At 31.6% G+C, this 23,057-nt stretch carries 21 protein-coding genes; 16 read left to right on the top strand and 5 right to left on the bottom strand.

The annotated features are described in order from the left end of the window. The first annotated feature begins 144 nt into the window (after positions 1-144). Positions 145-843, top strand: coding sequence for a deoxyribonuclease V (nfi, locus tag A5893_RS00955; protein WP_068820663.1), 699 nt, complete (start codon positions 145-147; stop codon positions 841-843). Positions 844-978: 135 nt separating this feature from the next. Then, positions 979-2,565 carry a M28 family peptidase gene (locus A5893_RS00950; protein ID WP_068820662.1) on the top strand — a complete coding sequence of 529 codons (1,587 nt, stop codon included), beginning with the start codon at positions 979-981 and terminating at the stop codon, positions 2,563-2,565. A 263-nt stretch (positions 2,566-2,828) separates the two neighbouring features. Here A5893_RS00950 and A5893_RS00945 read toward each other — a convergent pair whose 3' ends face one another. Genes A5893_RS00945 through rlmN form a run of 3 tightly spaced genes read right to left on the bottom strand, consistent with a single transcriptional unit; the run spans position 2,829 to position 5,987 of the window. Beyond that, positions 2,829-4,208 carry a hypothetical protein gene (locus A5893_RS00945; protein ID WP_068820661.1) on the bottom strand — a complete coding sequence of 460 codons (1,380 nt, stop codon included), beginning with the start codon at positions 4,206-4,208 and terminating at the stop codon, positions 2,829-2,831. A gap of 24 nt (positions 4,209-4,232) precedes the next feature. Continuing rightward, complete coding sequence (locus tag A5893_RS00940) at positions 4,233-4,931, bottom strand: ComF family protein (RefSeq protein WP_068820660.1); 699 nt, start codon at positions 4,929-4,931, stop codon at positions 4,233-4,235. Between the two features lie 6 nt (positions 4,932-4,937). Then, complete coding sequence (gene rlmN, locus A5893_RS00935) at positions 4,938-5,987, bottom strand: 23S rRNA (adenine(2503)-C(2))-methyltransferase RlmN (protein ID WP_068820659.1); 1,050 nt, start codon at positions 5,985-5,987, stop codon at positions 4,938-4,940. Positions 5,988-6,149: 162 nt separating this feature from the next. Here rlmN and A5893_RS00930 point away from each other — a divergent pair, with 162 nt between their 5' ends. The 14 genes from A5893_RS00930 to A5893_RS00865 all read left to right on the top strand — a co-directional run bounded on the left by A5893_RS00930 (position 6,150) and on the right by A5893_RS00865 (position 19,330). Next, entirely contained in the window at positions 6,150-7,313 is a 1,164-nt protein-coding gene (locus A5893_RS00930; protein ID WP_082911266.1) for an amidohydrolase family protein, read from the top strand. 79 nt (positions 7,314-7,392) lie between these two features. After that, positions 7,393-7,665 (top strand): acylphosphatase, encoded by a 273-nt coding sequence (locus tag A5893_RS00925; protein WP_068820657.1) that lies wholly within the window; start codon positions 7,393-7,395, stop codon positions 7,663-7,665. 2 nt (positions 7,666-7,667) lie between these two features. Then, a complete protein-coding gene (locus A5893_RS00920) occupies positions 7,668-9,155 on the top strand; it encodes a lipopolysaccharide biosynthesis protein (protein WP_082911265.1) in 1,488 nt (495 codons plus the stop codon). Then, complete coding sequence (gene dut / locus A5893_RS00915) at positions 9,152-9,586, top strand: dUTP diphosphatase (RefSeq protein WP_068820656.1); 435 nt, start codon at positions 9,152-9,154, stop codon at positions 9,584-9,586. The genes A5893_RS00920 and dut overlap by 4 nt, the downstream gene beginning before the upstream one ends. A 4-nt stretch (positions 9,587-9,590) precedes the next feature. Then, entirely contained in the window at positions 9,591-11,327 is a 1,737-nt protein-coding gene (locus A5893_RS00910; RefSeq protein WP_068820655.1) for a tetratricopeptide repeat protein, read from the top strand. Next, positions 11,305-12,078, top strand: a complete 774-nt coding sequence (locus tag A5893_RS00905) for a DUF4292 domain-containing protein (protein WP_157687336.1) — start codon at positions 11,305-11,307, stop codon at positions 12,076-12,078. Before A5893_RS00910 ends, A5893_RS00905 begins: the two co-directional genes overlap by 23 nt. 19 nt (positions 12,079-12,097) lie before the next feature. Beyond that, positions 12,098-13,339 (top strand): murein hydrolase activator EnvC family protein, encoded by a 1,242-nt coding sequence (locus A5893_RS00900; RefSeq protein WP_068820653.1) that lies wholly within the window; start codon positions 12,098-12,100, stop codon positions 13,337-13,339. A gap of 90 nt (positions 13,340-13,429) precedes the next feature. After that, the gene (locus A5893_RS18220; protein WP_068820652.1) at positions 13,430-13,762 is read left to right on the top strand and encodes a Sec-independent protein translocase subunit TatA/TatB; all 333 of its coding nucleotides are present in this window, start codon (positions 13,430-13,432) and stop codon (positions 13,760-13,762) included. 26 nt (positions 13,763-13,788) lie between these two features. Beyond that, complete coding sequence (tatA, locus tag A5893_RS00890) at positions 13,789-13,983, top strand: twin-arginine translocase TatA/TatE family subunit (RefSeq protein ID WP_068820651.1); 195 nt, start codon at positions 13,789-13,791, stop codon at positions 13,981-13,983. An 83-nt stretch (positions 13,984-14,066) separates the two neighbouring features. Beyond that, positions 14,067-15,500, top strand: a complete 1,434-nt coding sequence (gatA, locus tag A5893_RS00885; RefSeq protein WP_068820650.1) for an Asp-tRNA(Asn)/Glu-tRNA(Gln) amidotransferase subunit GatA — start codon at positions 14,067-14,069, stop codon at positions 15,498-15,500. A gap of 38 nt (positions 15,501-15,538) precedes the next feature. Continuing rightward, entirely contained in the window at positions 15,539-16,948 is a 1,410-nt protein-coding gene (locus tag A5893_RS00880; protein ID WP_068820649.1) for a transglycosylase SLT domain-containing protein, read from the top strand. Between the two features lie 31 nt (positions 16,949-16,979). Continuing rightward, positions 16,980-17,567 (top strand): Crp/Fnr family transcriptional regulator, encoded by a 588-nt coding sequence (locus tag A5893_RS00875; protein WP_068820648.1) that lies wholly within the window; start codon positions 16,980-16,982, stop codon positions 17,565-17,567. 81 nt (positions 17,568-17,648) lie between these two features. After that, positions 17,649-18,341, top strand: coding sequence for a hypothetical protein (locus A5893_RS00870; protein WP_068820647.1), 693 nt, complete (start codon positions 17,649-17,651; stop codon positions 18,339-18,341). Then, the gene (locus A5893_RS00865) at positions 18,338-19,330 is read left to right on the top strand and encodes an SDR family oxidoreductase (protein WP_068820646.1); all 993 of its coding nucleotides are present in this window, start codon (positions 18,338-18,340) and stop codon (positions 19,328-19,330) included. The genes A5893_RS00870 and A5893_RS00865 overlap by 4 nt, the downstream gene beginning before the upstream one ends. Before the next feature lie 128 nt (positions 19,331-19,458). Here A5893_RS00865 and A5893_RS00860 read toward each other — a convergent pair whose 3' ends face one another. Then, on the bottom strand, positions 19,459-20,385 hold the full coding sequence (locus A5893_RS00860; RefSeq protein WP_068820645.1) for a mechanosensitive ion channel family protein: 927 nt from the start codon (positions 20,383-20,385) through the stop codon (positions 19,459-19,461). Between the two features lie 140 nt (positions 20,386-20,525). After that, positions 20,526-23,048 carry a M14 family metallopeptidase gene (locus tag A5893_RS00855; protein WP_068820644.1) on the bottom strand — a complete coding sequence of 841 codons (2,523 nt, stop codon included), beginning with the start codon at positions 23,046-23,048 and terminating at the stop codon, positions 20,526-20,528. Positions 23,049-23,057 lie beyond the last annotated feature (9 nt).

Genomic DNA, 23,057 nt, shown 5'->3' with positions numbered 1-23,057 from the left:
CAAATATAATTATAAATAAGAAATTAACATCATAGATTTAAACCTCACCTCTTGCTTAATACTAAACAAATCATCACTACAAAAGAGAAATAAAGAACTCCAAAGCTTATTAATTTTTGGAGCATTCATTGCTTAGAAATAACTATGTCTTTCCCAGATAATTATGATCATTTAAGTACCTCAGAAGCTATTGCCATTCAGTGGGAAATGAGAAAAAACATTAACCTTACACCGCTAAATAAAGAAATAAAATTAATTGGTGGTGCTGATATCTCCTTCAATAAAAATGAAGATTATGTTTATGCCGGTATCATAGTTTTAGAATATCCTTCCATGAAAATAGTTTCAAAAACAACTGTTAAAGCTATTTCAAAATTTCCTTACATTTCTGGTTTTTTGGCTTTTAGAGAAGTGCCTGCTTTATTAAAAGTTTGGGAATTATTACCACAAAAACCAGATGTCATGATTTTAGATGGGCAAGGAATTGCTAATGAAAGAGGGATGGGAATTGCAACCCATTTTGGTTTATTAACGGATGTTCCTTCCATCGGATGTGCTAAAAGTAAGCTGACAGGAAATTATCAGGAACCAGAAAATCAACGCTTTGCAAACTCGCCATTAAATAGGCGTGAAGAACAGATTGGCTATGCTTTAAAAACAAAAGTTAATTGTGAAACAGTTTATATTTCTCCGGGTCATAAAATAAGTTTAACGCAAAGCCTGGAAATTATGAAAAATTGTACACTAAATCACCGCATTCCAGAGCCTACAAGATTGGCTCATTTAATAGTAAATGAAGCGAGAGTTAAGGATTTGGATAATAAGCAGACAAAGTTATTTTGATTTTCGCTATCGATTTTAATTACTAAAAAATATTATCATTAAACATATACCCATCAAATCTTTACAAAACCATTTCACAAAATATCATACATTTGAAATTGCAATAAATCTTAATTCATTAATATTTTTAAACGAATGAAAAAACAATTATTTATAATTCCATTTTTAGCCTTGGCTTTTTTGGCAAACGCTCAAGATAAAACTGCAATGAAATATGCAGCAACTATCACGAAAGAGGATGCGTCTACAAGATTAAATATTTTAGCAGCAGATGGCATGGAAGGTCGTGAAACTGGTAAAGCTGGAGCTTTAAGAGCTGCAGAATATATTAAAAGTCAGTTTCAAAGTTTTGGATTAAAAGGTCCGGTTAATAGCTCTTCTTATTTCCAAATGTTAGATTTAAAAGAGAAGTCTTTAGATAAAAGAGAGATTGTAGCAAGTGGTAAAACTTTAGAATTTTTAAAAGATTATTACATTTTACCCGGCACATTTAATGACACAAAATCGAATTATAAAGAATTTGTTTTTGTAGGTTATGGAATTGCCTCCGAAAAATACGACGATTTAACCAATGCCGATTTAACTGGTAAAGTAGCCATCATTTTAACCGGCGAACCTATGGTTGATGGGAAATCATTAATTACCGGAACCACAAAAATGTCTGAATGGAGTACCAGTAGAAATAAAAAGTTAGCTGCTTTAAAGGCAAAAAATCCAATTGCAATTATCACTTTAAGTAATGATATGGCTAGAATGCAAAACGCTAAAGCTTTTTTTGAAAGACCTTCTTTAGTCTTAGGAAAAGAAACTGCTAATCAAAATTTGCTGAATTTATATTTTAGCAAAGAGGCAATTAATAACCTCATGTCAAAATCAGACAAAAATATTGATGGTTTAATTAACAGCATTAAAGAAACCTCGAAACCTGCTACTTTCGGTTTCTTTTCTGATTTAAGCGTTGATATAAAAAGCAAAATGACCGCACTAGAAGCTAAAAACGTTTTAGGATTTATGGAAGGTTCTGATGCTAAATTAAAAAGTGAAATCTTAGTGGTAACTGCTCATTATGATCATGTTGGAGTTGGAGAAGATGGAGATGTTTTCAATGGTGCTGATGATGATGGATCTGGAACTACGGGAGTTTTAGAAATTGCTGAGGCTTTTTCTAAAGCGAAAAAAGCTGGTAAAGGGCCAAAAAGAAGCATATTATTTATGACGGTTGTTGGAGAAGAAAAAGGTCTTTTAGGTTCTGAATGGTACTCTGAAAATCCGGTTTTTCCTTTAGAAAATACCATTGCCGATTTGAATATTGATATGATTGGAAGAGTTGGCGAACTTTATAAAGGAAAGCAAGATTCGGCAAATTATGTCTATGTAATTGGGTCTGAGAAATTGAGCTCTACGCTAAAAGAAATTAGCGAAAAAACCAATAAGACTTACACTAACATGGTTTTAGATTATAAATATGATGAGCCAACAGATCCTAACAGATTCTACTATCGTTCTGATCATTATAACTTCGCTAAACATGGAATTCCAATAATATTTTATTTTAACGGAGTTCATGAAGATTATCACAAAAAAACGGATGAGGTTAAAAAAATCAATTTTCCGTTGCTTACAAAAAGAGCACAATTGGTATTTTATACCGCTTGGGATTTAGCTAACCGAGCTGAAAGACCAAAAGTAGACCGTGAAAATGATATGCCAAGTAATAGATAAAGCATAATTTAACTATTTAAAAAAGCAGGTTGATGAAAATTTAATCTGCTTTTTTTGTTTATAAGCTAGAGAGTGCACCAAGTTTTTCAAAAAGAAAAACTATAAGGATCACGATTTATCATCACCATATTATGGCACAAAAACTTTAAAAAAAGGAAAAGGCGAAGTTCTTATGAACTCCGCCTTCTCTAATCTAAATTAACGCTCTCGAATATTTTTACGTAAGCTTATCTACTAAGGTTACATAAAAAATGAAAATATTTTTATTTTTCGTAACAACCTAATGATGAGGGAAAAACCCTTGTTTTGCCCGTTAAATCTTTATTTAAATAATCATTAAAATAAATATTTGTACTTAAATCTTTTCCCTTTCCATGAATTCCACTATTTGATGGGATTTGATAATTTTCTCTCCTGCTATTTAAGAACAAAGGATCTTCATTATAAATATTAATTGGACCTAAATCTGGCTTATCAGTTTTAATATCATTGTTTTGGAAATCAGTTACAAAAGCCAGATTTCCTTTTTTATCAAAATCCAGTTCTTTTTGTAAGCTTCCATAAATGATGTTGTTAAAAAATTGAGCTTTTAAAGCATAAATTTTATTTGCATCGCCATTTAAATTATCGCTAAAATAAACGGAAGGTGTTTTACGTGGAAAGTTGAAATTGAAATTTGCCAAAGTATTTTGGTAAAAATTATAATCACCACCATATAAACCTATCATTAAATATTGACCACAATTATAAATTAAATTATTAATTGCGGTGATACTGGCTGTATATCCTAAAACTCCAGCTACCTCATGATTTTTAATGATAGAGTTGGTGATTAATAATTTGGGATTAGTATTATTACTCAAAGAATCTACCCTGATGCCTGCCAAAGCATTTTTTACAACCGCAAAATTAATTTTATTGTTGATGCTTGGTCTTAAAAAATGTAAACCTTCCCATTGTCCAGGTTCATCATCATAAATTCTTTCTGTTCTATCGCTTGTAAAAGTGATGCTATCTGTTAAAGTTCCCGTGGCATTTAATGTCCCTGAGATAAAAAGCTTGGCATCTTTATGAAAATAAATTCTAGCTCCAGGATTAACCGTTAAAACAACATTCGGGTTTACTATTGCATAATCATAAATTATATATGGCTTTCCTTTTAAAAATGTGGTATTGTTATTTATTTCTGCTTTATTTAAATAAACAGCATTTTGGCCATATGCGGCAATTGGTATTTTTTGCTGATTACCATTTATATTTATCTGCAATTCATCCTCTACCAAAAAGGGAGAATTAACACTATTTGGATTGATGAATGCTTTCACAAAAACATAAATAGAATCATTTCCTCTTATCTTGATGTTTTCTAAGGCATCGGCGGCAACGCCATTAATATTTATTTTAAACGATGATGCAGTACCACCTGCTAATTTTAAACTAGTAACTAAAACGCTATTTTTATTATAATTGAAAATTTTAAGAACCCTGTTAGTGGTTCCGCTGCTTGTAAAAACTGTATCAAATAACAAAGAATCTGTAGAAAATTGAAGTTTCAAATCAGGACTAGTGTCAATTTTATCATCCTTTCTACAAGAAAAAATCATAAAACTTAAAATTAAAACTGCTAAAACTGAATTTTTCATCGACACAAATATGGATTAATTTAACTATTCTGTGAAAGCAAGGCCTAAAATATTTATATTTTCTATTCCGCTGTTTTGCAAAACCGCAGCACAAGTTTCTAAAGTTGCTCCTGTTGTAATAGTATCATCAACCAAAAGCACATTATTTAATTTTGGATGATTTGATTGTACTTTAAAAACTGCCTCCATATTATCAAAACGTAAACTTCGTGATTTACCAGTCTGACTTTCCTTTTCTAAATCCCTAATTAAAATATCACTGAAAACGGGAATTTTTAAAGTTTCTGATAAACCATTTGCAAATTGTTCACTTTGGTTATAACCTCTTTTCTTAAATTTTTTAGGATGCAGGGGAACAGGAATAATTCCATCAATTTGGGTATAATGAATTTCTTTGACCAACTCCTTTCCATACAATTTCCCAAGCTCTACCCCTACTTTTGGCTGGTTATTATATTTAAGCTGATGCATGATATTTTGTACTTTACCAGCCTTGTTAAAATATAAAAAAGCTGCCGCAGATTGGATTTTTATCCTTCCCCAGAACTGCTTTGCCAATTTATTATCTGGGATTAAGTGATAATTGGTATAAGGTAATTGGTGCAAACAAATGGTGCAAAAGCTGTTTTCATGTTGCACTAATGAACCGCCGCAAGCCTGACAGATATTTGGAAAAAATAGCGCATCAAAATCTTTAAAAAACTGTTTAATTGATGCGGCCATCTTTTACTAATTACTTTCTTTAACGGCTAATTGCCCACAAGCTGCATCAATATCTTTCCCTCTACTCCTTCTTATATGTGTGTTGATGCCTTGTTTCTTTAAATAATTGGCAAAAATCTCTGTTTTATCAACATCGGCATTGGTGAAATCTGCAAAAGAAATTGGGTTATATTCTATGATATTTACTTTACAAGGAACGTGTTTACAAAACTTTGCCAAGTCCATTGCATCGGTTAAACTATCATTAACACCATCAAAAATAATATATTCATAAGTAACAGGATTTTTAGTTTTGGCGAAATAGTACTTTAAAGCTTCGGCTAAAGCGGATAAAGAATTTTGCTCATTTATTGGCATTATCTCATTTCGTTTAGCATCATTAGCAGCGTGAAGAGATAAAGCTAAATTGAATTTTACCTCATCATCACCTAATTTTTTAATCATTTTAGCAATACCGGCAGTAGAAACAGTAATTCGTTTCGATGCCATATTTAATCCATCTTCAGCGGTAATTCTGTCAATAGATTTTAAAACATTTGTATAATTTAAAAGCGGCTCTCCCATCCCCATATAAACAATATTTGAAAGTGGGATTCCATAATTTTCGATAGCTTGATTATTAATCAAAACCACTTGGTCATAAATTTCATCGGCATTCAAATTCCTTTTTCGCTCCATATAACCTGTGGCGCAAAACTTACAAGTTAAGCTACAACCCACCTGTGATGATACGCATGCGGTCATTCTTTCGGTTGTCGGGATTAAAACGCCTTCAATTAAATGGGTATCATAAAGTTTAAAAGTATTTTTTATTGTTTTATCAGCGCTAAATTGAGAACTGTTGATTTTTACTGCGTTTATAACAAAATGATTTTTTAAATTCTCTCTCAAATCTTTAGAAAGATTGCTCATCTCGTCAAAATTTAAAGCAGATTTTTTCCATAACCATTCATAAACTTGAGTAGCTCTGAAAGACTTTTCGCCCATCTGGGTAAAAACTTCTTTCAGCTGTTTAAGATCTAAACTCCTAATATCCTTTTTAACAATGTCTTCCATAAAGCGGTTGTAAAATTAGCATTATTAAATTGGACGTAAAATTTTTAAAATTTATGATGAATAAATTGACAGTTTTTTGTTAAAAATGGTAAGTTTAAAAATTGGATAGCTTTGAAACAATGTTAAGGGTAAATCATTAAATTTTAAATGCTTTTTTAATTGATGCGACGCTTTAGTGCAGATTTTATTTATACAATTACTGGCAATATCATACCAAATGGGATTGTTGTAACCAACGATGATGGAAAAATTTTAGCCATAACCGATGAAAAAATTTCTTTAGACCCACATATTGAAAGATATGATGGGATCATTACTCCCGGATTTATAAATACTCATTGCCATTTAGAACTTTCTCATCTTCATCAAAAAATAAAGAAACAACAAGGTTTAATTTCTTTTATTAAAGATGTAATTTATACCAGAAACTTTCATGAAGATGTAATTCATGAAGCTATGAAAAAAGCCGATGAACAAATGTGGCAAAATGGTATTGTTGCTGTTGGGGATATTTCTAACCAATCTATATCGGCAGAAATTAAGCAAAAAAGTAAAATTAAATACCACACATTTATAGAAATGATTGGACTTGATGCTTACAAAGCACAAGAAATTATAAAAAATGCAATTGATTTAAAAGCTCAATTTAAGACTCCAACATCCATAACTGTTCACGCTCCTTATTCTATCTCTAAAGAATTGTTAAAAGAATTAAAAAGATATTGTAAGAATAACGAGAATAAAATAGCCATTCATTTACAAGAATGTGAAGCTGAAGCCGAACTTTATAAGGGTAAAAAAGGCGCATTTTTAGATTTTTTTAAAGATTTAAATATCAATGCAGAAACTTTTAAAGCGCAATCTAAAAACTCCATTCAAGCTATTCTTCCATTTTTGCCAAAAAACCAAAAGATTTTATTTGTACACAATACCTTTACTTGTTTAAAAGATATTTATCTCACAAAACGCTTTGAATTAGATTTATTCTGGTGTTTTTGCCCAAATGCCAATCTATATATTGAGAACACTTTGCCGAAAATCGATTTTTTTAAACACACCAACTATCCAATTACAATTGGTACTGATAGTCTAGCTTCTAATGATGTTTTAGATATTTTAAGCGAGATAAAGGTTTTAGTAAAAAACACAAAATCTTTTACCACCGCAGATATTTTAAAATGGGCAACTATAAACGGTGCTCAATTTCTTGGATTAGAAACCGATTTTGGAAGTATTGAAGTAGGAAAAACTCCTGGATTAAATTTACTGCAAAATTTAAAAAATGGTGAAATCACAGATAAAACAACACTGAAAAAGTTGATTTAATTTATCAGTTAGTATATCCTATCTTTTAAAAAACCTATTTTTGAAATCTAAATTATCGCTCAAAAAAGCTTTAAAGAAAATGAAAGCATTAAAAATTCAAGTATTTGGCAGGGTTCAAGGTGTTTTCTATAGGGCAAGTACAAAGGCTGTTGCAGATCAAATAGGAATAAAGGGTTTTGTAAAAAATTTAAAAGACGGTTCTGTTTTGATAGAAGCAGAGGGCGAAGATTTTTTTATGAACGATTTTTTAGATTGGTGTAAATATGGCCCTGATGATGCCAAAGTTGATCAAACCATTGTTGAAGAAATTGAAGTGAAAAATCATCAAAATTTTAATATCCTAAAGAAATAATATTGTCGACAATAAAAAAGTTTGCGGGCCAAACAGCTATTTATGGCATAAGTACCATAGCTTCTCGTATCTTAAATTTCTTTTTAACACCCATTTATACCAAAGTTTATCCACTTAAGGTTTATGGCATTTTCACAGAGATGTATAGCTATGCCTCTATTTTAAATCCTTTATTGTCTTTTGGTATGGAGACTACTTTTTTTAGGTATCTAAATAAGAAAGAAGGTCAAAAAGAAACGATTTATAGCAATACTTTTATGATGATTGCTTTTATAAGTGCTGTTTTTCTATTTACAATTTTGGCTTTTGTAAACCCAATAGCAGTTTGGTTAAAAGACGCAACAAACACACCACTAGTAGATTACGTTTTATACGTTAAGTTTTTTAGCTTTATGTTAGTGATTGATGCCTTAAGTGTCGTCCCTTTTGCAAGATTAAGAGCAGATGGAAAACCGGGCAGATATTCGGTTTTGAAAATCATTAACATCTTAACTTTTATATCTTTAAATCTATTTTTCATTTTCGTAATTCCCTTCGTAATAAAAAATCATTTTCCTCTTGCAGATTTTTTTAGAAGCTGGTATCAAGAAAAATGGATTGGTTACGTTTTTATATCAAACCTTATTGCAAGTTTTTTAACCTTGATACTATTATTACCAGAGCTGTTAAAAGTTCAGTTAAAGCTTGATAAGAAATTACTGGCAGAAATGATGTTGTATAGCCTGCCAATATTTGTGGCTAATTTATCCTTCATCGTAAATGAAAACTTAGATAAAATATTTTTAGGTCGTTTGTTGCCTAATTCTATTAGTCAATCACAAGTTGGTATTTATGGTGCTTGCGGTAAGATTGCTATTTTCCTCAGCATTTTTATCAATGCGTTTAGGCTAGGTGCCGAGCCTTTTTTCTTTTCTCATGCCAAAAATGAGAACGCCAAACAAACTTATGCCACCATCATGAATTATTTTGTGATGATCATTACCTTAATATTTGTTGGGATTGTGGCCAACATAGAAATTCTAAAACATTTTATCCGTAATGAGTCTTACTGGGTTGGTTTAGATGTGGTGCCCATTTTATTATTTGGTTATGTAAGTTTAGGCATTTACATGAATCTCTCTATTTGGTATAAATTATCCGATCAAACAAGATATGGTTTATATATTTCTGGCGTTGGAGCAATTATCACCATTGTGTTAAACCTTATTTTTATCCCATTTTATGGATATATGGCTTCTGCTTGGGTTTCTTTAACTGCTTACACCAGCATGATGATTTTATCGTACATCCTCGGACAAAAGAATTACGCCATTCCTTATCATTTAAAAAGAAATGTAATTTACCTTTTAAGTTCTGTTATTGTTGTCTGGTTTTCTTATGTTTATTTTAAAAGAGATTTAATTATCGGAAACATTTTGTTTATCCTTTTTGGATTAATAATTTTATATACAGAACGCCATCAAATCAAAAAAATAATAGCCAATTTATGAAGATTAATATCATCAATAAATCAAAACACCCACTACCAAGTTACAGCACAGAAGCATCTGCCGGCATGGATTTAAGGGCAAACTTAAACGAGGAAGTGGTTTTAAAACCCTTAGAGAGGAAGTTAATTCCTACTGGTTTATCCATTGAGTTACCATTAGGCTACGAAGCGCAAATTAGACCACGAAGCGGTTTAGCTTATAAACATGGAATCAGTATTGTAAACTCACCAGGAACTATTGATGCAGATTATCGTGGTGAAATAGGAATACTGCTGGTTAATTTATCTAATGAAGACTTTACCATAAAAGATGGGGAACGCATTGCACAAATGATAATTGCAAAGCATGAAACTGTAGAATTTATAGCAGTAGAATCTTTATCTGAAACAGTGCGTGGTGCTGGTGGTTACGGACATACTGGCATTAAATAATAATATGAGCAAACAGAAAATCCTATTTTATTTATTTTTCCTATCCGGATTTTCTGTTTTAGCACAAAAAAACAAAACTCCTAAACAAGAAATCGTTATTGTTAGCGGTAAACAACTTAGTACCGAAGATAGCAATAAAGTAACCCAACTTTTTTACTCGGGTTTAAGAGAAAAAGTAGTTCAAAATCAAACCTTAGCTGTAGACTATTTTAATCAAATATTACAAATAGATCCCGCTAACCATAATGCTTTTTATGAACTAGCGCTTATTTATTTTAAAAAAGGAGATTTAACACAAGCTAAAAATTTTGCTCAAAAAGCGGTTACCATAAAAACCGATAACGAATGGTATTGGCTATTAAACGCTAATATTTATCAGCAACAGCAAGATTTTCTATTATTAGATTATGCATTAAATGAATTAGTAAAACTAGCTCCAGATAAAATAGAATACCAATTTGATAAGGCAAATGCGCTTTTTATGATGGGTAAACCTGATGAATCTTTAACGCTTTATAATAAATTAGAGCAAAAAGTAGGTTTAACAGATCAAGTTTTACAAGGCAGGCAACGCATTTATTTAAAAAAGGGAAATATTACCAAGGCTTCCGCCGATTTGGAACAGCTTATAAAGAATAATCCATCAGATGTTAGATATTATCTTTTTTTAGGCGATTTATACTTTTCAAATCAAATGACAGATGAAGCTCTGACTGTTTACCAAAAAGCAAAAGAGCTTGATGAAAACAATCCTTTCACAAGAATTGCGATTGCGCAAATATTAGAATCACAGAAAAAACCAGAACAAGCTTATGAAGAGATTAAAGCAGCATTCAAGCAAGAAAGTTTAAACATCGACCAAAAGGTTAAAATAATCATTAAATATTTTGATGCTTTTCCTAACCCAACTGCTTTAAATAGAGCGGAAGAACTTTCATTAATCCTTACCCAAGTTCATTCCATAGACCCAAAATCATTTTCTTTATATGGTGATGTTCTTTACCAAAAACAAGATTATAAACCTGCGCAAACCCAATACGAAAAGGCGTTAGAATTAAATAAAAACATCTACGCTATATGGGATCAGCTATTAAGAATTCAGCTATTTTTAAATGATGGCAAATTATTAATTGCCAAAGGCGAGGAAGCATTATCTTATTTCCCAAATCAATATGCCTTATATTTTTATACGGGTTTTGGCTATTTACAAGAGGGAAATGCAAAAAAAGCCATTAGCTATTTTAACAATGCACTTAATTTTGATATTGATAATTTAGGGATAAAAGCCCAAATATTTAGCGGGCTTGGAGATGCTTATCAAGCAGAAAAAAAATATAAAGAATCTGTTATCGCTTACAATGAGGCATTAATCATTGAGCCAAAAAACACTTATACCTTAAATAATTATGCTTACTATTTATCGTTAAGGAATGAAGATTTGGCTAAAGCCGAGAAAATGTCGGATTTATCAAATCAGTTAGAACCCAATAATGCAGCTTTTGAAGACACTTACGCCTGGATACTTTTCAAATTAAAAAAGTATGATGCTGCAAAAGATTGGATGCAGAAAGCAATTAAGAACAATCCAAATAGTGCAACTCAGTTTGAACATTTAGGAGATATTTTATTTAAGCAAGGCGATGTAAATAATGCTTTAATCAACTGGAAAAAAAGTTTGCAAATAAACAGTAACAATGATCTCCTTCAGAAAAAAATTAATGAAAAAAAATATATTGAGTAAAATAATCTTCCTTTTTTGTGTCGCTTTTCTTTTCTCCTGTAAATCGAAAAAAAACATTATTGCAGTCCCACCTACTAATAATAAAATTGTAAAAGCTAACTTTTCTAAAATTGAGGCTAAACAAGCAACATTTAATACATTTTCAACAAAAGCAGCTACAAACCTTACCATAAACGATAAAAATTTTGATGTTACGCTTAACATCAGAATTAAAAAAGGAGAAGCAATCTGGGCATCTATCACCTATATCGCAGGTGTAGAAGTAGCAAGAGCAATGATTACCCCAGACAGTTTAAAAATTATGGATCGTATAAATAACGAATACATTAAAAAGCAGTTTGACTATATTCATAAATTCAGCAATAACGAGATTGATTATAATGCCTTAGAAGCTGTATTAGTAGGCAATTGTTTACCTTTTGTATTAAATGATAATATTGCTATAAACCAAAAAGAAAATATTACCACTATAACCGGACAAACCAATCAGATGGTTTACCAAATAGGTTTAAATCAATTATTAAAGCCTCAATCAACTGTTTTAATTTCAGAGATTAATCAACAAAAATTAGAGGTAAATATTACCGCTTTTCAAGAAATCTTAAATCAAATATTTGCTAAAACAATTTCTTTAACTTCTATTGCAAAGGATAAAAATGTGAAGTTGATAATGGATTATGATAAAACATTTATTGACCAACCTGTAGAATTTCCCTTTAATGTGCCTAAAAGATTTTCACTGATTGAGTAAAATAAATACCTTTGCCAAAATGAAGTATTTCAAATCTATTTTAATTCTCTTACTGGTATTTTTTGGAGTTCATGCTTTTTCGCAATCAAGATCTGAACTGGAAAAGAGAAAAGCTCAATTAAATAAAGATATTGAAATGACCAATAATATCTTAAATAAAACTGCAAAAGATAAAAAGGTTACTTTAAAACAATTGAATCTTTTGAGAGCCCAAATCCGCTTAAAAGAAGAAAAAATAAACACCATCAATTCTGAAATTCGTTTACTTGATGGCCAAATAAACGAAAATGTTAATCAGGTAAGGTCTTTACAGTCTCAGCTTGCTCAATTAAAATCAGATTATGCGGCCATGATCAGGTTTGCACAAAAAAATCAAGGTTCTTACAGTAAATTGATGTACATCTTTGCAGCCAAAGATTTTAATCAAGCCTACAAGCGGATGAAATATTTGCAACAATTTGGCGAATACAGACAGAAGCAAGCGAGATATATTGAAGATACCCAAAGCTCTATAAAAGGTAAAATATCTCAGTTAAATAGAAATAAATTAGATAAAGATCACCTTTTAAACGATCAGGAAAAGGAAAAAACAACTTTAGGCTCTGCCCAAGATAAACAAGCAAAGGCTGTAAATAGCTTGACATCCCAAGAAAAAAAATTAAAACAAGACTTAGCAAAAAAGCAAAGGGATGCACAGCAATTGGATAGAGCCATTAGGCAAGCAATTGCAAAAGAAATAGAAATTGCAAGGATAAAGGCAGAAGAAGAAGCGAGAATTGCTGCAGCAAAAGCTAAAGCCGCAGGTAAAGAAGCACCAGCAGCTAAAACCGGTTCTGTTTTAAATACTACTCCAGAAGCCGCAAAATTATCTGCAGATTTTGTAAGCAATCGTGGTAGACTACCATGGCCTGTTGCAAACGGTGTGGTAACACAATTTGCAGGTCGACAAAAAATTGGCGTGAACGTTGTAGTTGATAATACTGGTTGGATCATTAAAACAAACCCAGGTTCTTCGGTTCGTTCTGTTTTTGAAGGTCAGGTTACAACAGTAATTGATATCGTGGGATCAACTGTAGTGATTGTAAAACATGGTGAGTTTTTTACTGCTTATAAAAATTTAGCTTCGGTAAATGTTTCTAAAGGACAAAAAGTAAGTACAAAACAATCATTGGGAACAGCTGATGGACAAGCAGAAATAGAATTTCATATCTACAAATCAAGGGAAGAACAAGATCCAAAATATTGGTTGGCACCTAATTAAAAAAATTTTAAAACTAATATCATTATAAACTCGTTAATCATTTTAGTAAATAAAAGAATTATATTTGAATCAGCTTAGCATATACAAAAAATGTTTCTACATACTTTACTTTTTTTAAATCTTGGCACTCAAGAAGTTGTTTTAATAATGTTTGCTGCATTATTGCTTTTTGGTGGAGAAAAGCTACCAGAATTAGCAAGAGGCTTAGGTAAAGGAATTAGAGAATTTAAAGATGCTTCTGATGGTGTTAAAAGAGAAATTCATAGAAACATCAATCAGCTTACTGCTGATGAAGAACTTAAAAGAGAAGAGATAGTTCAAAAGGAATTACCCTCAGAAACTGAAACTTCTTCTATTATAGATGAAGAAATTACAATACCAGCAGTTACTGAGGTTTCTTCTAGCAAAGAAAAACAAGATTAATACACACAATTTAAATAAATAAAAAGATGGGTTTAGGTGCTCCAGAAATTATCTTAATCGTATTAGCTTTATTGCTACTATTTGGCGGAAAAAAGATTCCAGAATTAATGAGAGGAATGGGAAAAGGTGTTAAGGAATTTAAAGATGCTCAAAGTGGCGTTGATAAACCTGAATACGAAAAGCCATTAGATAAAACTGACGAAAAAACAAGAAATATGTAATTAAATCCTATTTATTTAGGATTCTTTTAACCTTGAACCGCTGAAATTCTTAATTTCGGGGATTCAAGGTTTTCTTTTATATAATGATTACAGAAAAAATCCAATCCTATACTAAATTTTCCGATTTACAATCAGCATTAAAAACTGGTCAGTTAAAAGTGGTTGACCTTATTGAATATTATTGTGAAAGGATAGAAAAATTTGCACACCTAAATGCTTTTTTAGAAGTTTTTAAAGTAGAAGCATTATTAAGAGCAGAAGAAATACAAAAAAAAATTGATATTGGTACAGCGGGGAAATTAGCTGGGATGATTATTGGTTTAAAAGACAATATTTCTTTTAAAGGCCATGAGATGACTGCCTCTTCAAAAATCTTAAAAGGTTATCACGCTGTATACTCCGCAACTGTTACCAAGCGAATTTTGCAAGAAGATGCCATTATCATTGGACGCCTAAATTGTGATGAATTTGCAATGGGAGCATCTAATGAAACTAGCTTTTTTGGTCCTGTTAAAAATTTTGCAGACGAAACCAAAGTTTCTGGTGGATCTTCTGGCGGTTCTGCCGTTGCTGTACAAGCCGATTTATGTTTTGCTTCTCTGGCATCTGATACTGGCGGCTCTATTAGACAGCCGGCAGCATTTTGCGGCGTTGTTGGACTTAAACCAACCTATTCAAGAGTCTCCCGATATGGTGTTGTTGCTTATGCTTCTTCATTTGATCAGGTAGGCCCTATTACAAAATCTGTAGAAGATGCAGCTTTAATTTTGGAAGTAATTGCTGGAAACGATGTTCATGATTCTGCTTCTTCGAATTTAAAAGTCCCAGAATATTCTAAACTATTGGATGATAAGAGCAAAAAGAAAATTGCTTATATAGAAGAAACTTTGCATTCTGACGGTTTAGACCCTGAAATAAAAGACAATATATTATCACAAATACAGAAATTAAAAGATGAAGGTCATACTGTAGAACCTGTTTCTTTTGAGTTTTTAGACTACGTTGTTGCTACCTATTATATTTTAACTACGGCGGAAGCTTCCTCTAATTTAGCAAGATATGATGGCGTTCATTATGGTTATCGTAGTCCTGATGCTACAGATTTGATGAGCACCTACAAAAAATCTAGATCAGAAGGATTTGGAGAAGAAGTTAAAAGAAGAATTATGTTAGGCACTTTTGTATTGAGCGCAGGATATTATGACGCCTATTATTCTAAAGCACAAAAAGCCAGACGTTTAATTAAAGAAAAAATGGATCATATTTTAGAAAATTATGATTTCATTATCACTCCTACCACTCCTACTCCCGCTTTTAATATCGGCGAAGAAATAACTGATCCGGTGGTAATGTACTTAGCAGACATTTTTACCGTTGGAGCTTCGTTAGCTGGCTTACCTGCAATATCAATACCGTCAGGAAAAAATAAAGCTGGATTACCTATAGGAATGCAGGTTATAGGAAAAAGATTTAAGGAAGAAAACTTGTTAGCTTTTGCTAAAAACCTTTATCGTTAATTTATTCTTGGTTTTAGCTTGGATTAAAATTTGAAATTATGAAAAAAACAATTGCCTTAATTACGAGTATAATTTTGTTAATAAGCTTATCAATCTCGGCAAAAGAAAAATTCAAATTAGATACCACAAAAAAGATTAAGCTGAGCGCTAAAGAAGCAAAGCTCATTAAAAATTTAATTAAAACAGATACCATTTTTGATCCTGCTAATTTAAACCTGCAATTAGAGCTTTTTAAATACAATCCAAATTTAATCTATAAATACCGTTTAGATTCATTGAACGCAACAGTGCCAATGGACTATAATTCTTATGTACAAACCTATATTGATGTTTTTTTAACAAAGAGAAACGAAGAAGTTGGACACATGATAAATTTGGGTAAATACTATTTCCCAATTTTCGAGAAAGCCTTAGCGGCCTATCATGTTCCTCAGGAATTTAAATATTTACCAATCATAGAATCTTCCATGAATCCAATGGCGGTTTCACGAGTTGGAGCAACGGGTATGTGGCAGTTTATGTACACTACAGGTAGGGTATATGGTTTAAATATTGATAATTATGTTGATGACCGAAAAGATCCAATTGCTGCTAGTTATGCCGCGGCAGCTTATTTAAGGGATTCTTATAACGAACTTGGCGATTGGTTATTGGCTTTGGCATCTTATAATTGTGGTAAAGGAAATGTAACTAGAGCTATATCGAAAGCTGGTGGTGCCAGAAGTTTTTGGGAAATTCAGGGGTATTTGCCAAACGAAACTAGAAACTATGTACCAGCTTTTATAGCTGCAAATTACATCATGAATTATTATGGTAAGCATTCCCAAATTAAACTCATTAATGAAAATATTTTAAAAACAGATTCTGTTTATGTAAACAAATTTATATCGTTTGATAAAATTGCTTCAGCTTTAAATTTGGAAGCTAATGATATCCAAAATCTAAATCCATCTTATAAAAAACTGTTGATTAATGGCACTAAAGAAAATCCAAAAAGATTAATTATCCCAAAATTAACTTATACAGATTATACAAACTTTTTTGATGCATTAAATGCTGATGAAGATGAAAGCATTAAAATTGTGAATGTAATTCAGCAGCCCACAAAACCTTTTAAAACTATAACTCATACCGTAAAACAAGGTGAAAACCTTAATAGAATAGCTGATAATTATAGAGTAGAAGTACAGGATATTAAGGTATGGAACAATTTACCAAACTATACCATTTCTATCGGACAAAAGCTGGTGGTAAATAAACCTATTGAAGAAGTCAAAAAGCCAATTGAAAAAAAATCGGATTTATTGGCTTATAAGGTTAAAGCAGGAGATACACTTATTTCTATTGCAGAAAGATTTGAAAATGTTACTGTACAAAGTATCAAAGAATTAAACGGTTTAAAATCTAGTATATTAACAATTGGTGCTATTTTGAAGATTAAGATTTGATTTAATTATTCTCGTAAAAAAAGTCTTTAAAGTGGAGAAAGAGTCTTTATTAAATTTTCTCAAAAAGAATATTCCAAATATTTCGGTGGATAGAGAAGCATTGTTAAAAATTGCTGACCAATTTGAGGAAAGAAGCTTTGAGAAGAATGATCATTTGCTCAAAAGCGGAAAAATTAGTGATTACTTTTTTCTTTCAGAAGGTTTTTTAAGAGTATATACATATGATACGGATGGAAACGAAGTAACTACATACTTTTATCCACAAGGAAGAATTGTTTTTGATGCATCTTCTTTTTTTCTCCATAATCCATCAACTGAAAACATACAAGCTTTAACAAAATGTATAGGTTACTTCACAACTTTTGAAAAATTAAATACTCTATTTCACACTGTTCCAGAGTTCAGAGAGTTTGGACGACAAATGATAGTTACTGAGTTTGTAGCCTATAAACAAAGAACATTGGCAATGATAAATCTAAGTGCAGAAGAAAGATATTTACAACTTATGAAAGCTAATCGGGATATATTTCAGTATGCTCAGCTTAAACATATTGCTTCTTATCTTGGGGTTAGTGAGCGAACGCTCAATCGAATAAGGTTAAACTCTACAAAAAAATAATCCTCATTTTATTTTACGCCATTTGTCGTACAGAATAAAATCTGCTCGGTGTTCCTTTGCAGTAATAAATTTTATTTGCAGATGGAAAATATCCCTTTTTATGTTTATGCTGCTTTCAGCTTAACAATTTTTGCAACACTCTATTTGTTTTATAGAGCCACTAAAAAATCTAAAGGATTTATTGTGCTTCTCTCTATTTGGATTACCGTTCAATCTGTAATTGGAATTTTGGGTTTCTATACTTTAACCAATTCTATACCGCCAAGATTTCCATTTCTCTTATTACCACCATTGGTATTTACCATTGTTCAATTTACCACTAAAAGAGGTGTGCTGTTTATTGATAGTTTAGATTTGAAATCCCTTACAATTATTCACGTAATAAGAATTCCTGTTGAACTGATTTTGTATTGGCTTTTTATTGCCAAAGCGGTGCCTCAACTTATGACTTTTGAAGGTAGAAATTTTGATATAATTTCAGGCATCACCGCACCTTTTGTTTACTATTTCGGATTTGTAGAACCCAAGTTGACCAAGTCAATACTAATCGGCTGGAATGTGCTATGTATTGGACTTCTGCTCAATATCATGATAAACGGAATGCTATCAGCGCCAACACAAATTCAACAATTTGGCTTTGAACAACCAAATATTGCTGTGCTCCATTTCCCATTTATATTTCTACCAGCTTGCATTGTACCTATTGTTCTATTTTCACATTTAGCAAGTATCAGGCAACTTATTTTAAATAATAATCAAACAAATAAAAAATGAAAAGTAAAATATTAATCACTCTAGCAAACGGAAAAACAGGATTTGCAACTGCCAAACAATTATTGGAAGAAGGTTATCAGATTAGAATATTTGTTCGTTCCAAAAATGAAAAAACCACTCAATTAGAAAAACTTGGAGCAGAAACAGTTATTGGAAACTTTAACAATCGGGAACAGCTTCGCATAGCATTAACCGACATTCAAAATGTTTACTATTGTTACCCATATAAACCAGGAATGGCTAATGATATCACACTATTTATTGAAGAAGCTACCAAAGCAGAAATTAATGCAGTTGTCTTTATGGGACAATTTATTGCAGAATTTAATGATACAGGAAGTGCATTGACAACTGACATAAGAAAGTGCTACGACTTATTAGAAAAGTCAGCATTAAACGTAGTGTATTTTAATCCTGTATATTTTGCCGACAATGCTTTTGTAATCGCAGAATATGTGCTTCAGTTGGGCTTAATGCCAAGTCCTTTCGGAAACGGAAAAAATCCTTGGATTTCCATTGATGACATGAGCAGATGCCTTGTTGAATTATTGAAAAAACCAGAATCATATTTTGGGCAGAAACTCTTTATAACAGGTAGCAAATCAATTTCTCCAAAAGAAATGAAAGAAATATTCTCTCAAGTTAGTGGCAAAAGGATTCTAAAAGTTAACATCCCTGATTGGCTTTTTTTAAAGGCAGGTATTATGAGCGGTATGGAATTTGGCTTTGACAAATTCGCTATTATACAATCTATATTTTATCATAAGCAAATGCGAATGAACCGTTTTAATATTGAACCTACAAACATTGTTAAGGAATTGACAGGGAAAGAGCCTGAAGACTTTGAGACAATAACAAAAAAATACTTCGCAAATTCTAAGTACATAAGGCGGACTTTTGGAAGTTGGTTTACTACCTTTATTAAGTTTAACAAAATGCCTTTTACCAAAGTGCCAAATAATAAAGAAATAGAGAAAATAAATGTGTAAAGTTATTACAAAAGAAAACTTGTCATAGTGAAATGTATGCGTTTACAAAGTTCGCCACTTATTTTAGAGGCGAACTATTATTACTGAAAATAAAAATTATTCATTACAGAAAGCAAGTAAAAAAATATTTATCCTGCTTTTAACTCTTCACCCTCTTTAACTGCAGCATCTAATAAATTCAGTTTCATTTCAGAAAGTTTCTCTCCTCCTTTAATTCCAAAATCTAATGTTCTGATTGGGAACGGGATCATGATATCATTATTATCAAATGCTTTTTTGATTAATATGATCGCTTCACTTTTTGCACTCAAATAATCTGCCTGATGCACAGAATTAAGCCAAATCCTTAATTTAAAGTTGATGGAGCTATCTCCAAATTCATCGTAAAAAACCTCAACTTCTTTATCTAAATCCCTTTGGAGTAAGTCGGTCAAACAATCTTTAACTAAACTTCTTACCTTTTCTAAATCATCCCCATAAGAAATACCAACAGTAAAATCTAAACGCCTTTTACCTGTTGAAGAAAAATTTTCGATTGCGTTTTGAAAAACATCTTTGTTAGGTATTATCAATCTTTGCCCTTGTAAAGTTATGAGTGTTGTATCACGTAGATTCACCGCCTCTATCCTACCCATTTTATCATTTACTGTGACTAAATCTCCAACATCAAATGGACGCCTAAAAGACATGAAAATACCCGACATGAAATTAGCTGCAACATCTTGAAAAGCAAAAGCCAACGCTAATCCTAATATACCAGCTCCTGCCAAAACAGTAGTTACTGCTTTATCTAATCCAATAATATTAAGGGCAGTAAACATCGCAATTATGATAACAACTATGTAAGTAAACGATGAAAATAACTTATTGATAGTTTGTATAGAGGATAGTTTTTGAATGATTTTATAGGAATATTTCCTAACAAGTTTGGCTATTAAAATCCCTATAATTAATACGACTACCGCTAAAACAATATTTGGAAGTAACTTAATGGTTTCTGCAAACCATCTTTGTAATTTATCTATTAACAGGTTGTAAGCGTTGTTAAAATCCATATATTAAAATTATGTATCTAAAATTTTAAATAAAATAGCAATAACTTAACCAAAATAATTTTATAAAACGTGTTAAAACTAAATGGCTAGTATTAGTTTTAACTAACACTAGCCATTTTAAAATTTATAAGTTAATAAATCTATTGCCCAACTAAAAAAACAGCATTACTAAAAAGTAATTTACCATTTTCCCAAAAACTACGGAATAGTGGATCATCGGCTAAGTATACAACGGAACCTCTACCTAATTCTTCTACTCCAAATAAGGTTCCATCTTGTAATTTTTGTTTTATTTTTGCTCCCGTAAAGCCACTTACATAACTAGATTTTTTAACATAACCAACATTCCACCCTTTTTCTAAAAAATTATAAATATTAGTATCAAGCTTTAAGCTAAAATAGTATTTTGGATAACCAAAGGCCAATGGATTTGTATTGTCTAATTCTAATTTATAGATAGCACCTGGTATATTATTTGTCAAATCTTCACTCTCTCTATTTCCATAAACTTTTAGATTAGCATAAAGATCCTTTTTAATATCCTCCTTACCATCTTTTATTGGTTTATCTTCTTTGCTCTTTAAGCTAAAATCTTTTTTATCTGCAAAAGACTTTAAAGCACCATCAACAGCGATTATTTTTCCGCCTGCTTTTATCCAATTTATAATTTTATCATTAACTAAACCAGTATAATAACCATCTGGTACTATTAATACATTTATATCATTCCATTTTACTCTTCCTAAATCATCTGTTTTAATTACTGTTATTGGATATGCAATTTCCTGTTCAAAGAAATGCCATATTTCACCAAAGCCGATAGGGCTAACATCTTCACCAGCTAAAACGGCTACTGTAGGTTTGTTTATAAATCTGATTTTATCAGATCCAAAATCTGCTCCTTTATCTACAAAACCACTGGTTATCTTATTTAAATTATGATTGCTTTCTTTTGCCAGTTCCATTAATTTTTGCGCTAGCTTTTCGCCCATTCCCTCGTTACTTGTTTTTGCAATAATTAAAGAACCTGCATCATATTTTTTTCCATTTACTTCAAAAGGAGATTCGGTGTACCTCACTTTTATATTATTTTTGAGTAGAGAAGATAGAAATTTTGCATCATCAACAGATTTCCATTCGCTAATCCAGGCATAAGTATTCCCAATTGGTTCAGGTTCTACTGGTCGAGGCGGAGGAGGCAAATTATTAATAGGTTTAATTGCATCCTTTAATGCATAAGCTTGCAAACCATAAGCATAAGGTAAAGCCCAAGCTGTAATATCGTACGTATTAGAATCTGCTACAAAAGTTTTAGGTTCTAAAAGTACATTAGCCAAAACAGATTTTGGCTGATAAGCACTCACCACTATGTCTGTTTTTTCTATACTGAAATTTTCCGTTTTACCATTTACATAATTATAGCCAGATGATTGTTTAGAAACACCATAACCAACTTCAATACCGTTTGCTTTTAACAAATCTGCAAGTTTTTGAGCGTTGGCATTGTTTGTAGATTTAATAATGTAAGTTTTATACTCACTGGTAGGATTATTTTTACCGTCGTTATAAAACTTTTTAAATTCTGAGACTACTTTTTGGGCATTCTTAGAGGTTGCTTCGATAGTAGAAAGTCCGGTAGTATAATGATGGTTTATTCTATCTTTTAAAGTTAGTGTATCGCCTTCTTCATTTAATATTGCCAAACCTGCTACACCACCTCCGCCTTGCTCAAACGTCATCCCAATTGAACCGCTATAAATTGGATAAGTATCGCCGTAAGAAGGGTAAAGAAGATCAAAACGTTCTTTGGTAAAGTACATCCATCCTTTTTCATCAAAATATTTAGCATTGTTTTTTCCTATGATGGTTTGAAACTCTACTTGCCAAGGCGTGATTACTTTGTGAAATGGAGCTGCCGCAGGAGCAAAATAATAAGGATCATTTACTCCTTGTTCATGAAAATCTACGTGTACTTCTGGCAACCAACTGTTATAAAGCTTTAACCTTTGCTTGGTTTCAATTTGCGTTTGCCAGGCCCAATCTCGGTTCAAATCAAAATAGTAATGGTTAACTCGTCCACCTGGCCAAGGCTCTCTATGCTCTCGAGAATACGATGTTACATTAGGAATTAAATTAGCAACAGGATTATAAAAATTCACATACCGATCTCTTCCATCAGGATTAATACATGGATCAATTACTACAACGGTATTAGTTAGCCATTCTTTTGTTTTTTGATTCGTGGGATCTAACAAATCATATATGGTTTTCATAGAAGCTTCTGTAGAAACAGACTCATTTCCATGTACATTATAACTTAACCAAACTATAGCAGGCTGATTTGAAATTGAATTGTTTTGCAAAATACCTGCATTGGATAAATTACTTTTTCTAATATCATCCAACCTATTTATATTTTCATCATTTGCTACAAAAGCTACCATTAACTCACGGCCTTCATTAGTTTTGCCATAGTATTCTAACTTTACATTTTTAGAATTAGCTGCTAAATACTCGTAATATTGAACAACTTTATAATGTAATGTAAAATGAGTTCCTAACTCGTATCCTAAAAATTGAGAAGGGGTTTTTAGCTTTTGTTGTGAAAAACAAAAGTTTAGACTAAAGAATAAAAGGCTAAAGAATAGTAATGGTTTTTTCATATAACTAAA

The sequence above is a fragment of the Pedobacter psychrophilus genome, from assembly GCF_001652725.1.
In the GTDB taxonomy this organism is placed as follows: domain Bacteria; phylum Bacteroidota; class Bacteroidia; order Sphingobacteriales; family Sphingobacteriaceae; genus Pseudopedobacter; species Pseudopedobacter psychrophilus.
This window is presented reverse-complemented; position numbering and strand designations above follow the sequence as displayed.